The organism is uncultured Marinobacter sp., from assembly GCF_963974375.1.
Taxonomy (GTDB): Bacteria; Pseudomonadota; Gammaproteobacteria; order Pseudomonadales; family Oleiphilaceae; genus Marinobacter.
Genome location: NZ_CAXBDN010000098.1, coordinates 1 through 13,849, shown reverse-complemented (window position 1 = coordinate 13,849; position 13,849 = coordinate 1). Strand labels below are relative to the sequence as shown.

General features: G+C 58.9%; 12 protein-coding genes and 1 tRNA gene. 3 read left to right on the top strand and 10 right to left on the bottom strand.

All coding sequences use genetic code 11. The features are described 5' to 3' along the window. Positions 1-20: 20 nt before the first annotated feature. The 3 genes from AAC035_RS10170 to AAC035_RS10160 all read left to right on the top strand — a co-directional run bounded on the left by AAC035_RS10170 (position 21) and on the right by AAC035_RS10160 (position 2,956). Positions 21-140 carry a DUF3015 family protein gene (locus AAC035_RS10170; RefSeq protein ID WP_339803418.1) on the top strand — a complete coding sequence of 40 codons (120 nt, stop codon included), beginning with the start codon at positions 21-23 and terminating at the stop codon, positions 138-140. 174 nt (positions 141-314) lie between these two features. Next, entirely contained in the window at positions 315-2,126 is a 1,812-nt protein-coding gene (locus AAC035_RS10165) for a DUF4105 domain-containing protein (protein WP_339803415.1), read from the top strand. Next, positions 2,096-2,956 carry an alpha/beta hydrolase gene (locus AAC035_RS10160; RefSeq protein WP_339803412.1) on the top strand — a complete coding sequence of 287 codons (861 nt, stop codon included), beginning with the start codon at positions 2,096-2,098 and terminating at the stop codon, positions 2,954-2,956. Before AAC035_RS10165 ends, AAC035_RS10160 begins: the two co-directional genes overlap by 31 nt. 194 nt (positions 2,957-3,150) lie before the next feature. Here AAC035_RS10160 and pnp read toward each other — a convergent pair whose 3' ends face one another. From pnp to tpiA, 10 genes are all read right to left on the bottom strand, one after another. Continuing rightward, positions 3,151-5,271, bottom strand: a complete 2,121-nt coding sequence (gene pnp / locus AAC035_RS10155; RefSeq protein ID WP_339803409.1) for a polyribonucleotide nucleotidyltransferase — start codon at positions 5,269-5,271, stop codon at positions 3,151-3,153. A 350-nt stretch (positions 5,272-5,621) separates the two neighbouring features. Beyond that, positions 5,622-5,891 carry a 30S ribosomal protein S15 gene (gene rpsO / locus AAC035_RS10150; protein ID WP_339803406.1) on the bottom strand — a complete coding sequence of 90 codons (270 nt, stop codon included), beginning with the start codon at positions 5,889-5,891 and terminating at the stop codon, positions 5,622-5,624. A gap of 104 nt (positions 5,892-5,995) precedes the next feature. Further along, entirely contained in the window at positions 5,996-6,937 is a 942-nt protein-coding gene (gene truB, locus AAC035_RS10145) for a tRNA pseudouridine(55) synthase TruB (RefSeq protein ID WP_339803403.1), read from the bottom strand. Continuing rightward, positions 6,934-7,395 carry a 30S ribosome-binding factor RbfA gene (rbfA, locus tag AAC035_RS10140; protein ID WP_339803400.1) on the bottom strand — a complete coding sequence of 154 codons (462 nt, stop codon included), beginning with the start codon at positions 7,393-7,395 and terminating at the stop codon, positions 6,934-6,936. The genes truB and rbfA overlap by 4 nt, the downstream gene beginning before the upstream one ends. Further along, positions 7,395-9,959, bottom strand: coding sequence for a translation initiation factor IF-2 (gene infB / locus AAC035_RS10135; protein WP_339803397.1), 2,565 nt, complete (start codon positions 9,957-9,959; stop codon positions 7,395-7,397). The genes rbfA and infB overlap by 1 nt, the downstream gene beginning before the upstream one ends. A gap of 17 nt (positions 9,960-9,976) precedes the next feature. Continuing rightward, the gene (gene nusA / locus AAC035_RS10130) at positions 9,977-11,470 is read right to left on the bottom strand and encodes a transcription termination factor NusA (protein ID WP_339803394.1); all 1,494 of its coding nucleotides are present in this window, start codon (positions 11,468-11,470) and stop codon (positions 9,977-9,979) included. A 45-nt stretch (positions 11,471-11,515) separates the two neighbouring features. After that, positions 11,516-11,977: a ribosome maturation factor RimP gene (gene rimP / locus AAC035_RS10125; protein ID WP_339803391.1), complete on the bottom strand. Its 462-nt coding sequence runs from the start codon at positions 11,975-11,977 to the stop codon at positions 11,516-11,518. A gap of 473 nt (positions 11,978-12,450) precedes the next feature. After that, positions 12,451-12,535 (bottom strand) — tRNA-Leu (locus AAC035_RS10120). Between the two features lie 6 nt (positions 12,536-12,541). Continuing rightward, positions 12,542-12,916, bottom strand: coding sequence for a preprotein translocase subunit SecG (gene secG / locus AAC035_RS10115; protein ID WP_339803388.1), 375 nt, complete (start codon positions 12,914-12,916; stop codon positions 12,542-12,544). A gap of 48 nt (positions 12,917-12,964) precedes the next feature. After that, positions 12,965-13,714, bottom strand: a complete 750-nt coding sequence (tpiA, locus tag AAC035_RS10110) for a triose-phosphate isomerase (protein ID WP_339803385.1) — start codon at positions 13,712-13,714, stop codon at positions 12,965-12,967. Positions 13,715-13,849 lie beyond the last annotated feature (135 nt).

The window sequence follows — 13,849 nt, the reverse complement described above, 5'->3', positions numbered from 1 at the left end:
ACCGTGGTGACTTCCGTGCCCTGATGCAGGACAACTTCGCCAGCATCTTCCCATCGTCCGACACTACCTCTGATCAGGCCGTCAACGCCATCGTTGCACTGCTTGAAAAGCATCAGAACCTGAGCAAGTACGTCGCCTGACGTCTGGCTCACTGCAGCCTGCCGGCCTCCGGCGGGCTGTCGCCCCCAGGGGCATTCTCCAGATTCCATCAGCCCCGGGCACCTCAAGCACTCATGTACAGCCGCACTGCAATTATCCTGTTCAGCACCCTGTTCGCACTACCGACAGCACAGGGCTCTGTGGTCAGCCAAGGCATGGTTGACGATGACACCATCCGCAAACTGGCAGCCACACGGGAATGGCAGGCGCTGGGTCACTACCAGCCCAACCGTCTGACTTCGGGTTACAAGAGCCAGGCGGATGATGCCGGGTTCTTCCTGGCGGCCGATGGTAAAACATCACCGGTAGCGGAACTGAGGGCAACCCTGGCTGCGATTCAGGCGCCGGTGACCGGGGATGACAACGACCATGCCAGCTGCGAATTTCCGGCCCGGGACCGCTGGCTGCGCGAACAACTGAAGATGCCTGAGACTGAAGCCCATTGCGCAGACTTTCAGGAATGGGCGTCCGAACTGAATACCGAGTCCGTTGCCCTGGTGTTTGCGGCGTCTTACCTGAACAGTCCGTCCTCCATGTTCGGGCATACCTTCCTGCGACTGGACCCTCCCAGTGACGACAGCGAAGCCAACCTGCTGCTGGCCAATACCATTTCCTACGCCGCCGATGCGGCCGAGCGGGACAACGAACTGACCTTTGCCTACCGGGGCATTTTTGGTGGCTACCCGGGCATCACCTCGGTGCGACCCTATTACGAAATGATCCGGCTTTACTCTGATATTGAAAACCGTGATCTCTGGGAGTATCAGCTCAATCTGACGCCAGACGAAGTTGATCAGATGCTGGCCCACGCCTGGGAAATCCAGGACCGCAATTTTGACTACTATTTCTTCGACGAAAACTGCGCCTACCGGCTACTGGCACTGATCGACGTGGCCCGCCCCGGCACCCACCTGCTGGACGAGGTATCCACCCATGCCATACCCTCGGACACGGTACGCTGGGTGGCTGACCGTGAGCTGGTGGCCTCGGTGAACTACCGGCCATCCGCTGCCACCCAGGTAAACCATGCCCTCCACCAGCTCACCCCGGAAAACCGGCGGCTGGCCAGTGCGATTGCCAATGGTTACGTGGACACCACCGGGCCGGAAATGGCTGAACTCTCCGCTCGTGAGCAGGCCAACGTTCTGGACGCCACCTACGACTATGTCCGGTACCAGAGTGAGGCGGAGGGCTGGCCCCGGGACTACGCTGCGCCGCTCTCCCATGACCTGCTGCGCACCCGCAGCCAGATCCGTGACCAGGCACCACTGGAAACACCACCGACGCCTTCCATTCGGGATGACCAGGGCCACGAAACCTTTCGGGCCGGCCTGAACCGGGGTTACAGTGGCAGCCGCCATTACACCGAACTGAGCCTGCGCCCGGCCTACCACGATGTGCTTGACCCGCCGGAGGGCTACCGCCCCGGAGCCCAGCTGCAGTTTCTGCGTTTTGACAGCCGCTTCTACCCGGACAAGGACGAGTTGCAGGTGGAGCGCATTGTGGGCGTGGAAATCCGTTCGCTGACACCTCGGAACAGCTTTTTCAAACCGCTGTCCTGGCAGGTGGGCTTTGGCGGCCGCCGTACCGAAACCGACAGTGGCAACCGGGTGCTGACGCCCTATCTGGAAGGCGGCGCCGGTGGCAGCTGGATGCTCGGAAGCCAGCTACAGGCCATCGCCGTAGCCACCGCCGACCTGGAAATCAGCTCGGCCATACGCCGGGGTTACGATATTGCCCCCGGCGCCGATGCCGGACTGCTTTACCAGAGCCCCGGTATCAGCGTGATGGCTGGTGGACGAACCAGGGCCTGGATTGTCAGCAGTCAGCACCGCCAGGATGAGGCCTACGTGGAAGCCTCCCTGCACCTGGGCAGAGACTACAGCATCCGCGCCGGCGTCAGCCGTGAACACCACTTCGACAGGTACCAGACCCAATGGCACTTAGGTTTCAACGCCTTTTTCTGACCCTGGCTGCAGCCCTGCTACTGGCTTTACAGGCCGGCTGCACCAGCCTGTTCTTCTACCCCGACCAACAGGTATACCTGACGCCGGACCGGCTGGACCTTGCCTACGAGGATGTCTGGCTGACCACGGCGGATGGCGAGCGCCTCCATGGCTGGTGGCTGCCGGCCCAGGGCGAGCCCCGGGGCCATGTCTACTTCCTGCACGGCAATGCCCAGAACATTAGCAGTCATATCCTCAACGTGGCCTGGCTCCCGGCTGAGGGCTATGACGTGTTCATGATCGATTACCGGGGCTACGGCCAGTCCTCCGGGAGTATCGACCTGGAAGGTGCGCTGCACGATTCGGAAACCGGTTTGCGCTGGCTGGACGGGCACCTGGATGACGAGCTGCCGGTGTTCCTCATGGGCCAGAGTCTGGGTGGCGCTCTGGCGGTGACTCTGGCCAGTGAATGGGTTCCCCGCGAGGAACAACCGGCACTCAATGGCGTGATTCTCGATGGCACCTTTTCAGGCTTTCGCGGCATTGCCCGGGAAAAACTCGGCAATTTCTGGCTGACCTGGCCCCTGCAGATCCCCCTGAGCTGGACCGTGCCAGACGATTACGAAGGCCTTGACCACATCCACCGCATCAGCCCGGTGCCGGTCATGGTGATCCACAGCATCCGCGACGGCATCATCCCCTTCCACCACGGCCTCGCCCTCTACGAAGCCGCCGGGGAACCCAAGACCTTCCTCAGGACGGATACCGGTCATGGCGGCACCTTCATACTGCCGGAGTATCAGCGGGCTTTGTTGCGGTTTATGGAGGAGCACCGGGAAAACTCAGACTGACAATCAGCGTGGGGGCTGGCCGCGGGCTGCGATATCTTTTCTTCTGGAAAAAGAACTCGCTTCGCTCAGACACCTTTTTCCGACAGAAAAGACATCCCAGCCCCCGACCGCTCTGACGTTTTGATGTATTTCCTCCTCCCATAAAAAAACCGCCCCCGGGTTACCGGGGGCGGCCTTTATTCAACGCTGACGAATCAGGCGCCGAAGTCGGTTGGCTGGTCGCCTTCCTTGATTTCCTTCATGGACAGCTTGACGCGGCCACGGTTGTCGACGTCCAGTACCTTGACCAGAACTTCCTGGCCTTCGCTGAGTTCGTCGGTGACGTTCTCGATGCGACGGTCAGAGATCTGGGAGATGTGGACCAGGCCATCCTTGCCGGGCAGGATGTTGACGAAGGCGCCGAATTCTACGATGCGCTCAACCTTGCCCTTGTAGATGGCACCCACTTCGATTTCAGCGGTGATTTCCTTGACCCGGTTCACGGCCGCCTGGGCTGCGAGCTGGGTGTCGGCGTAGATCTTGACGTTGCCGTCGTCATCCAGATCGATGGACGCGCCGGTTTCTTCGCAGATGGAGCGGATCATGGAGCCGCCCTTGCCGATAACGTCGCGGATCTTGTCCGGGTGGATCTTGATGGTGGTGATGCTGGGTGCGCGCTCGGACAGTTCCTTGCGCGGTACCGCAATCACCTTGGCCATCTCGCCGAGGATATGCAGACGGGCTCCGTGAGCCTGCTCGAGGGCCAGTTCCATGATCTCGTCGGTGATGCCGTTGATCTTGATATCCATCTGCAGGGCGGTGATGCCCTCGGAGGTACCGGCTACCTTGAAGTCCATGTCGCCCAGGTGATCTTCGTCACCGAGGATGTCGGTCAGGATGGCGAACTTGTCGCCTTCCTTCACCAGGCCCATGGCGATACCGGCTACCGGTGCCTTGATGGGCACACCCGCGTCCATCAGCGCCAGGGAGGAGCCACAGACTGATGCCATGGAGCTGGAACCGTTGGATTCGGTGATCTCGGACACCGCGCGAACGGTGTACGGAAATTCTTCCATGGTGGGCATAACCGCAGCTACGCCACGCTTGGCCAGTCGGCCGTGGCCGATTTCACGACGGCCCGGTGTGCCTACACGGCCCGCTTCACCTACGGAATACGGAGGGAAGTTGTAGTGGAACAGGAACGGATCACGACGTTCGCCTTCCAGGGAGTCGATGATCTGCTGGTCACGGGCGGTGCCGAGCGTTGTGGTCACGATGGCCTGGGTTTCACCACGGGTGAACAGGGCGGAACCGTGAGTGCTGGGCAGTACGCCAACCTCGATGGTGATCGGACGAACAGTCTTGTTGTCGCGACCATCGATACGGGGCTTGCCCTCGATGACCTGCAGACGAACCACGCTCTTCTCGACCTTGCCGAAGTTCTTTTTCACTTCTTCTTCAGACCACTGGGCGTCGTCTTCACCGGCCAGTTTAGCGACCACTTCGGACTTGATTTCGCCCAGGCGGGTGTAACGGGCCATCTTGTCGCGAATGGCATAAGCCTCGGCAATGGCCGCGCCAAAACCTTCATTGATAGCGCTCAGCAGGGCTGTGTTCTCAGCCGCAGGCTCCCACTCCCAGCGAGGCTTGCCGACTTCAGCGGCGAATTCCTTGATGGCCTGAACGGCAGTCTGCATTTCCTGGTGGGCGAAGAGGACACCGCCCAGCATCTGGTCTTCGGTCAGGCCTTTGGCCTCGGACTCAACCATCAGCACGGCATCTTCGGTACCTGCCACAACCATGTCCAGCAGGGAATCTTCCAGCTCGGCGAAGGTCGGGTTCAGGAAGTAGCCCTTGTCATTGGTGAAACCGACACGAGCGGCGCCAATGGGGCCGTCAAAGGGAATACCCGAGATAGACAGCGCTGCAGAGGCGGCCAGCATACCGGCAATGTCCGGATCCTGGGTCTTGCTGGAGGACATGACGGTGAGGATCACCTGTACTTCGTTCATGAACCCGTTGGGGAACAGCGGACGAATGGGGCGGTCGATCAGGCGCGAGGTCAGGGTTTCTTTTTCGGAAGGACGACCTTCACGCTTGAAGAAACCACCCGGGATCTTGCCCACGGAGTAGGTCTTCTCGAAGTAGTTTACGGTCAGCGGGAAAAACGGCTGGCCAGGACGGGCTTCTTTGGCCCATCCCACGGTGCCCAGCACCGAAATGTCATCGATGGTGACCAGTACCGAGCCGGTAGCCTGACGGGCAATACGGCCGGTTTCGAGAGTGACGGTCTTGCCGCCCAGTTCAAACGTCTTGGTCTTTGCTTCTGGAATCACGTTAACTCCTGATATTTTAAATGACAAAAACCAGGGCAACGGATATTGGAGGTCACACTGCCTGAAAGCGAACAGGCTGTTGCAAAACCCCGGTTTGGCCCCGGGCCTTTCAACAACCTGCTATCGGCACTTCCGGTTACGACAGGGATCCCGATATCTCATTCCCTCTGGTTCGGGTTCCATGAGGCTTGCTATCAACCCCAGGGACTATTCAGATGCTGCTTGAGAGGTGCGTTAGAGGCGCATTGATAACTGGCACTGAACCACCGGCAATTAATGCCTGCGGCCAGTAACCAGCCATCGCAGCACAGGCCAGGAGCACGAACGCTCCCGGCCGGCAGGTCGTCAGATCAGCGACGCAGACCCAGACGCTTGATCAGCTCCAGATAACGATCGGCATTCTTGCGCTTCAGGTAGTCCAGCAGCTTACGACGCTGGTTAACCATGCGGATCAGACCACGGCGGGAATGATGATCCTGCTTGTTGATCTTGAAATGATCCTGCAGCTTGTCGATGTTAGCGCTCAGCAGGGCCACCTGAACTTCAGGGGAACCTGTGTCGCTGTCGGCTTGCTGATAATCTTTGACGATCTGTGCTTTCTCTTCGGCTGTAAGAGCCATAAATTCACCTCATTGTTTGCGATGCCTGAATCATCCGGCGGGACCGCGCATCTCTGCAGCCCGGCTAGTCAGTAACGATGATCATGCCCTTGGACAGATCACCATTAGCTGCTTGCGACCAGTCGCCTGGGTATGATGGTTACCATACCGTCCGCTTCCGGCTGTCCTTCCCCGAGCCCGACAAAACGGTTTTCACCGTAGAGCCTCAGCAGTCCTGTTGGAGACTGTGGTCCGGTCAAAGACTGACCCGATATTCTAACGGGTTGTCCGTTCAATATCGACTGTAAATTCTGGCCGTCCAGCGCCAGTTCCGGGAACATGGTGAGGGCCGCATCCGGCTTGACCAGCAGGCCATCCAGTGACTCGCCGGTTTCACGCACCTGTTCCAGCATCTCAACGTTGCGGGCGTCGTCCAGGGTAAACCCGGAGGCCAGCGTGCGTCGCAGGGCCGACACGTGGGCGCCACAGCCGATAACCTCACCGATGTCTTCCATCAGCGAGCGGATGTAGGTGCCTTTGGTGCATTTGACTGCGAAATCCAGCTCATCCGGACGGATGGCCAGCAGAGTCAGCTCATAGATCGTCACCGGCCGTGCCGGACGGTCGATCTCGATGCCCTGACGGGCGTATTCGTAGAGCGGCTTACCCTGATGCTTCAGGGCCGAATACATCGAAGGCACCTGCTGGATATCACCCCGGAACTGCTCCAGAATCGGCTCAAGTTCCGCTGCGGTCAGGCCCTCGGGCACCGGACGACGCTCCACTTCCGCGCCTTCACTGTCTCCGGTTTCCGTACGAATGCCCAGCTTTGCTGTGGTGACGTAGGCCTTGTCGCTGTCGAGCATCATCTGCGAGAACTTGGTGGCCTCACCAAAGCAGATCGGCAACACGCCGGTAGCCAGCGGATCAAGCGCGCCGGTATGACCGGCCTTGGCCGCACCATAGAGCTGCTTGATCTTCTGAAGAATACCGTTGGAGGTCACGCCAATGGGCTTGTCGATCACAAGAATCCCGTTGACGTTACGACCCTTGTGCCTGCGACTCAAACGTCAGACTCCGGCCTGTTACCAGGCTGGTTGTCCTGGTCATCACCCTGCTCGTCGTCGCCCAGCTCATTGTCACGCTGCACGACGGGGCGGTTACCCACGGCCTGGTTGATGAGGTTGTCGATGTGACGACTCTGACCAATCAGGGTATCGAAATGGAAACGAAGCTGGGGAATCACCCGGATCTTCATGGCTTTGCCCAGCTGGCTCCGGAGGAATCCGGAGACATTGCGCAATACCTTGAGGGAGTCCTGCACTTCGCCGGACTCCTCGGTCAGATCCTCGGTAGTCAGCAACGAGATGTAGATGTCGGCGTAGCCCAGATCCTTGCTGACTTTCACAGCATTGATGGTCACCATGCCCAGGCGGGGGTCTTTGACCTCCCGCATGATCAACTGGGCAAGTTCCTTCTGGATCTGGTCGCCGATGCGGTCCAGACGGCTGAATTCTTTCGGCATCAGGAACCTGTAGATTCCAGCTGACGTTCAACCCGGATCCGATCAAACACTTCGATCTGATCCCCGACCTTCACATCGTAGCCCTTCACACCGATACCACATTCGGTACCACTGCGAACTTCCGGTACGTCATCCTTGAAGCGACGCAGGGATTCCAGCTCGCCTTCAAAGATCACCACGTTGTCACGCAGTACCCGGATCGGCTTGTTGCGGTACACGGTGCCTTCGGTAACCATACAGCCGGCCACCTGGCCAAACTTCGGTGAACGGAACACGTCCCGCACCTCGGCAATACCAATGATGTCCTCACGGAATTCCGGAGCCAGCATTCCGGTCAGGGCATGCCTGACATCGTCGATCAGGTTGTAGATGATGCTGTAGTAACGCAGATCCAGGCCTTCCTGCTCAACCAGACGCTTGGCAGCGTTATCGGCACGCACGTTGAAGCCGAAGATAACCGCGTTGGTGGCCATGGCCAGACTGACGTCAGTCTCGGCGATACCGCCAACACCGGTGGAGACCATCTTGACCTGAACTTCGTCGTTGCCCATATCGAGCAGCGCCTTGTTGATGGCCTCAAGTGAACCACGTACGTCGGTCTTGAGAACCACGTTAAGGGTTCTGATCTCGTCTTTGCCCATGTTCTCGAACAGGTTCTCGAGCTTGGCGGCCTGCTGACGCTGCAGCCTGCTTTCCCGCTCGCGGACCTGACGGAATTCCGCCAGCTCCTTGGCCTTGCGCTCATCGGCGACGGCAAAGAACTCGTCACCAGCATCCGGGGTGCCGTTCAGACCAAGCACTTCCACGGGAATGGACGGTCCGGCTTCCTTGACGGCCTTACCGGTTTCGTCCATCAGGGCACGAACCTTACCGAACCAGCCACCGGCCACAACCATGTCGCCCAGACGCAGGGTACCGTTCTGAACCAGAACCGTAGCCACCGAACCGCGACCACGCTCAAGGGAGGACTCAACCACCACACCCTTGGCCGGCGCATCAACCACCGCCTGCAGTTCCAGCATTTCAGCCTGCAGCAGAACCGCTTCCAGCAATGCTTCGATGCCGTCACCGGTGTGGGCGGAGACCGGTACGAACTGGGTATCACCACCCCAGTCTTCCGGAATCACGTCCATACCGGCCAGTTCGTTCTTGATGCGATCCGGATCCGCTTCTTCCTTGTCCATCTTGTTGATGGCAACTACCAGCGGGACACCGGCGGAGCGGGCATGCAGCACCGCTTCCTTGGTTTGCGGCATGACGCCGTCGTCGGCGGCCACCACCAGGATCACGATGTCGGTGCACTGGGCGCCACGGGCACGCATGGCGGTAAACGCTGCGTGGCCCGGGGTATCCAGGAAGGACACCATGCCGTGATCGGTTTCAACGTGGTAGGCACCGATGTGCTGGGTGATACCACCGGATTCGCCAGCGGCAACCTTGGTGCGGCGGATATAATCCAGCAGCGAGGTCTTGCCGTGGTCAACGTGACCCATCACGCTCACCACCGGTGCACGGCGGGTACGTTCACCTTCCATTTCACCGGCGAAGGAGCTGATCACGTCTTCTTCGTAAGCATCGTCGCTTACAGCCTTCGGTTTATGGCCAAGCTCTTCGGTCACCAGTACGGCGGTTTCCTGGTCCAGAGCCTGGTTGATCGTGGCCATCACACCCATACCCATCAGGGTCTTGATAACGTCTGCGGCTTTAACCGCCATACGCTGGGCGAGATCACCGACGGTAATCACTTCGGGAATTTCGACTTCTCTAACCATTGGTTTGGTTGGCCGTTCAAAGCCATGCCTTTTTTCTTTGGGTTTCTTTTTAGCCCGCAACGGCTTACGCAGGGTGGTGTCGTCATCATCTTCTGACAACACGACCTTGGGTGCTTCCGCCGGCCGGCTACGAGGTCCGCGATGACCTGCCGATTTCTTCTTCGGCTTGCCTTCTTCTACTTCCTCTTCACGCTCGCGGACTTTCTCCTTTTTCTTCTTCGGCTTGCGATCTTTGGCGTTTTCCGGATCCGGCGGCGGCAGCGGCATTTCTTCCGCGTCTGCAGCGGTTACCACCGGCTCTGCCGGTTTCGCTTCGCTGACCGGAGTTTCGGCAACCGGCTCTGGCGGCTGCTCATCCGTCGCTGCCGGTTCCGGTGCTGCTACAGCTTCCGGAGCCTGCGGCTGCTGTTCGGCCTGGACGTCTGCCTGAACCAGGTTTTCATCCACCTCGACCTCGGCTACTCCGGCCTGCTCGGCCTCGGCTTCCGGCTGTGTTTCCGCACGCTTGACGTAGGTACGACGCTTGCGCACCTCTACGTTCACGGTTTTGCCGCGACCCGCACTGCCACCGGTTTTAAGGGTAGTGGTGGTCTTGCGCTTCAGGGTGATCTTCTGTGGCTCGTTGTCACCGTGAGTCTTGCGCAGATACGCCAGCAGCTGCTGTTTCTCGTCGCTGGTAACCGAATCGCCTTCCGAGCGCGCCTTCAAACCCGCTTCAACCATCTGACGCAGCAAACGATCCACGGGAGCGCCTACATCATCGGCCAGTTGTTTTACCGTTACATCTGTCATACTGGACCTCCTCCCGATTAAGCCTGGTCCTGAAACCAGGGGGCGCGCGCGGTCATAATCAACTGGCCAGCACGCTCTTCGTTCATACCTTCAATTTCAAGCAAGTCGTCAACCGACTGCTCAGCAAGATCTTCCATGGAACGCACGCCCATACCCGCCAGCCTGAAGGCCAGGGCACGGTCCATGCCATCCATTGTCAGCAAATCTTCCAGTGGCTCCTTGCCTTCAAGGGCTTCCTCATCGGCCAGCGCCTTGTTCAGCAATACGTCTTTGGCACGGCGACGCAGTTCGGACACTGTGTCTTCGTCGAAGCCATCAATGGCCAGCATCTCTTCCATCGGCACATAGGCCACCTCTTCGATGGAGGTGAAACCTTCTTCAATCAGGATGCCGGCGAATTCCTCGTCCACATCCAGATGCTCGGTGAAGTTCTGCAGCAGGCGATTGTATTCCTGCTCCTGGCGTTCACCGGCTTCTTCTTCGGTCATCACGTTCAGGGTCCAGCCGGTCAGCTCACTGGCCAGACGGACGTTCTGGCCATTGCGGCCAATGGCCTGGGCCAGGTTGTCTTCGGCAACGGCGACTTCCATGGTGTGACTGTCTTCGTCCATCACAATGGAGGCCACTTCCGCCGGCGCCATGGCATTGATCACCAGCTGGGCAGGATTGTCATCCCACAGCACGATATCAACCCGCTCGCCGGCCAGCTCGTTGGAGACGGCCTGCACGCGGGAGCCCCGCATACCAACACAGGCGCCTACCGGATCAATACGACGGTCATTGGTCTTCACCGCAATCTTGGCGCGGGAACCGGGATCACGGGCAGCGCCACGGATCTCGATCAGTTCTTCGGCAATTTCCGGTACTTCAATACGGAACAGCTCAATCAGCATCTGCGGATCAGAGCGGCTCAGCATCAGCTGCGGGCCGCGGTGATCGGTGCGGATTTCCTGCAGCAGTGAGCGAACCCGGTCGCCCATGCGGAAGGTCTCGCGGGGAATCAGCTGATCACGGGGCAGCAGCGCTTCTGCGTTGTTGCCAAGGTCCACAATAACGTTGTCACGTGTAACCTTTTTGACGGTGCCGGAAATAAGCTCGCCAACCCGGTCGCGGTAGCTGTCCACGATGCGCATGCGCTCCGCTTCCCGCACCTTCTGGAAGATGATCTGCTTGGCGGCCTGGGCGCCGATACGGCCGAAGCTCTCGGATTCAACCTTCTCTTCGTGCATATCGCCGGGACGCAGGTCCTTGTCAATTTCTTCGGCTTCCTGCATGGTCAGCTCGGTGCCCAATGCAGGCACGGCGTCGTTATCCACCACCAGCCAGCGCCGGAAGGTTTCATATTCCCCGGTACGACGGTCGATGGAGACGCGTATATCGGCCTCTTCATCGTCAAACCGCTTCTTCGCCGCAGTGGCCAGGGCCAGCTCGATGGCCTCGAAAATAACTTCTTTTTCGACGCCCTTCTCGTTCGAGACGGCTTCAACCACCATCAGAATTTCTTTACTCATTGGATTGCCCTGCCCTTAAAATTCAAGTCTTGCAGTCGCCCGGCCTTACTCGAAAACCGGCACAATGTTGGCTTTATCAATACTTTCGAACGGCAGCAGGTACTCGTGGTCGTCTACTACGACAACCACATCGCCATCTTCAGTGCCCTTGAGCAATCCCTGAAAACGCCGACGACCTTCAAATGCCATCCGCAAACGAATACTGACCTGATGCCCTATAAAGGCCTGGTACTGCTCCAGCTGAAACAGCGGTCTGTCCATACCCGGGGAGGAAACTTCGAGGGTGTACTCGGTCTGAATGGGATCTTCCACATCCAGAACGCCGCTGACCTGTCGACTGACCTTCTCGCAGTCTTCGACACTGATGCCTTTTTCCGCATCATCGATAAACAGACGCAACAACGACTGGTGGCCCTGGGACCGGAACTCGATACCCCAGAACTCATACCCCAGGCCCTCAACCACGGGACGCAGGATTTGCTCAAGTTTGTTCAGCTTCGCAGACAAGTCTGTTATGACTCCTATCAATCTGCCCCGGAACTTCAGGCTCCGGAGAATTTTCCCGCACATTCACGGCGGACAAAAACAAAAAAAGGGCTGTCTGGCAGCCCTTTTATGCACCAGGGCCCGTTGCGCCAGGCCCTTTAATCAAAAAGCCCCTCCTGCTCAGACAGTCCGGATACCATGCCCGGAACTACCTGCCTGTGGGGCCTTTTGTTGCAAGTAATCGCAGAAGACGGCTTTCCGGAATCGACCGCTGGCCCAAGCTGGAAATACCTGACGCCCCCAGGCGCCCTCCTGCCGACAGACACCTGGCCTGTCATCGGTAAACTGTGATGTTTCAGACGACCAAACTGCCCGCCGACAACCTTCACAACCCACCTCAATAATCGCCGGAGTATAAGGACCCCTGCGACGATGGTCAAGGACTGACCAAAAAAAACGGCCTGGGTAGAGCTTACACCAAGCCGTTCTGAATATGGTGCCGAAGGCCGGACTCGAACCGGCACGGCTTTCGCCACTACCCCCTCAAGATAGCGTGTCTACCAGTTTCACCACTTCGGCAACAACTTACTCGAGCTCGGGGAGACCTGAATCGTCCCCGCTCTCTTCTTCCCGCATGCCCGCCTCAGACGCTGCGCCATCCGCCGGGGCCGAACGGGATTCCTGAACTGTAGGAATACCGGCCTGACCTGCAACTTCAGCACGCTGCTTGGCAAGGACTGCCAGGGAAAAACTTGTCAAAAAGAACACCAGAGCCATAACGCTGGTAGCGCGGGTAAGGAAACTTCCACTACCCTGACTCCCGAAAACAGTCTGGGAGGCTCCGCCACCGAAGGCCGCTCCGGCATCCGCACCCTTGCCCTGCTGGATCAGAACAAGACCCACCACTGCAACGGCTACGACGACGTGCACGACGACAATCAGCGTTTCCATCCAATCCATAACAGCTCTCTATAAACCTGAAACTGTATCTTTACACCCGCCGACTGATCAGACCGCCTGGCAGATGCTTGAAAAATCTTCTGCGACCAGTGAAGCGCCGCCAATCAACCCGCCATCAATATCCGGCTGGGCGAACAGTGCGGCCGCATTATCCGGTTTTACGCTGCCGCCGTAAAGCAGAGACATCGCATTTGCCGAAAAATTCATGGCTGCAAGCTTATCACGTATCGCCTTGTGCATGGCCTGAGCGTCTTCCGCGGTGGCCGTCCGGCCGGTGCCAATGGCCCAGACCGGCTCGTAGGCAATAACTATCCGGTCACTGCGGTCTGCATCAATACCCGTCAGCGCGGCTTCAACCTGAGCACGGACCACCTGCTCGGCCTGACCACTTTCCCGCTGCCCCAGGCTTTCGCCGACGCAGAGCATCAGAGACAGCCCTGACCCAAGCACCTGGGCGACCTTCTCGGCCACGACCTGGTCGTCTTCACCGAACAACTCTCTGCGCTCGGAGTGCCCCACCAGGGCGTAGTCACAACCCACATCTTCCGCCATGGCGACTGACACTTCGCCGGTGTAAGCACCGGCAGACCAGCGGGCCACGTTCTGGGCACCAACCACCATTCCGGTTCCGGCCACAGCCTCAACCACTGCGCCGATATAGGGCGCGGGAGGCATGATAACAATCTCAGCGCCATTATCAAGGGACGCCAACCGGGACCGAAGCCCACCCACCAGATCGCGAACCAGCTCCATGGAGCCGTTCATTTTCCAGTTTGCTGCAATGATGGTCTTGCGCATAACGTTCCGGTGTCAGTGGCCTGCCAAAAACGAGCGCGAACTATACAGCAGCCCGCCGGGGCAAACAAGTGGGTTTCCCTGAGCCGGTCAAAGCCCATGATTGCCGGGGTAAATGCTTCAGTTTCAGGCATTAAC

What these genes read in the sequence shown, in the direction of transcription:
- AAC035_RS10160 (WP_339803412.1), top strand. Translation starts at nt 2,096, where the DNA reads ATGGCACTTAGGTTTCAACGCCTTTTTCTGACCCTGGCTGCAGCCCTG.
- AAC035_RS10165 (WP_339803415.1), top strand. Translation starts at nt 315, where the DNA reads ATGGTTGACGATGACACCATCCGCAAACTGGCAGCCACACGGGAATGG.
- rpsO (WP_339803406.1), bottom strand. Translation starts at nt 5,891, where the DNA reads ATGGCTCTTACAGCCGAAGAGAAAGCACAGATCGTCAAAGATTATCAG.
- infB (WP_339803397.1), bottom strand. Translation starts at nt 9,959, where the DNA reads ATGACAGATGTAACGGTAAAACAACTGGCCGATGATGTAGGCGCTCCC.
- secG (WP_339803388.1), bottom strand. Translation starts at nt 12,916, where the DNA reads ATGGATTGGATGGAAACGCTGATTGTCGTCGTGCACGTCGTCGTAGCC.
- rbfA (WP_339803400.1), bottom strand. Translation starts at nt 7,395, where the DNA reads ATGCCGAAAGAATTCAGCCGTCTGGACCGCATCGGCGACCAGATCCAG.
- nusA (WP_339803394.1), bottom strand. Translation starts at nt 11,470, where the DNA reads ATGAGTAAAGAAATTCTGATGGTGGTTGAAGCCGTCTCGAACGAGAAG.
- tpiA (WP_339803385.1), bottom strand. Translation starts at nt 13,714, where the DNA reads ATGCGCAAGACCATCATTGCAGCAAACTGGAAAATGAACGGCTCCATG.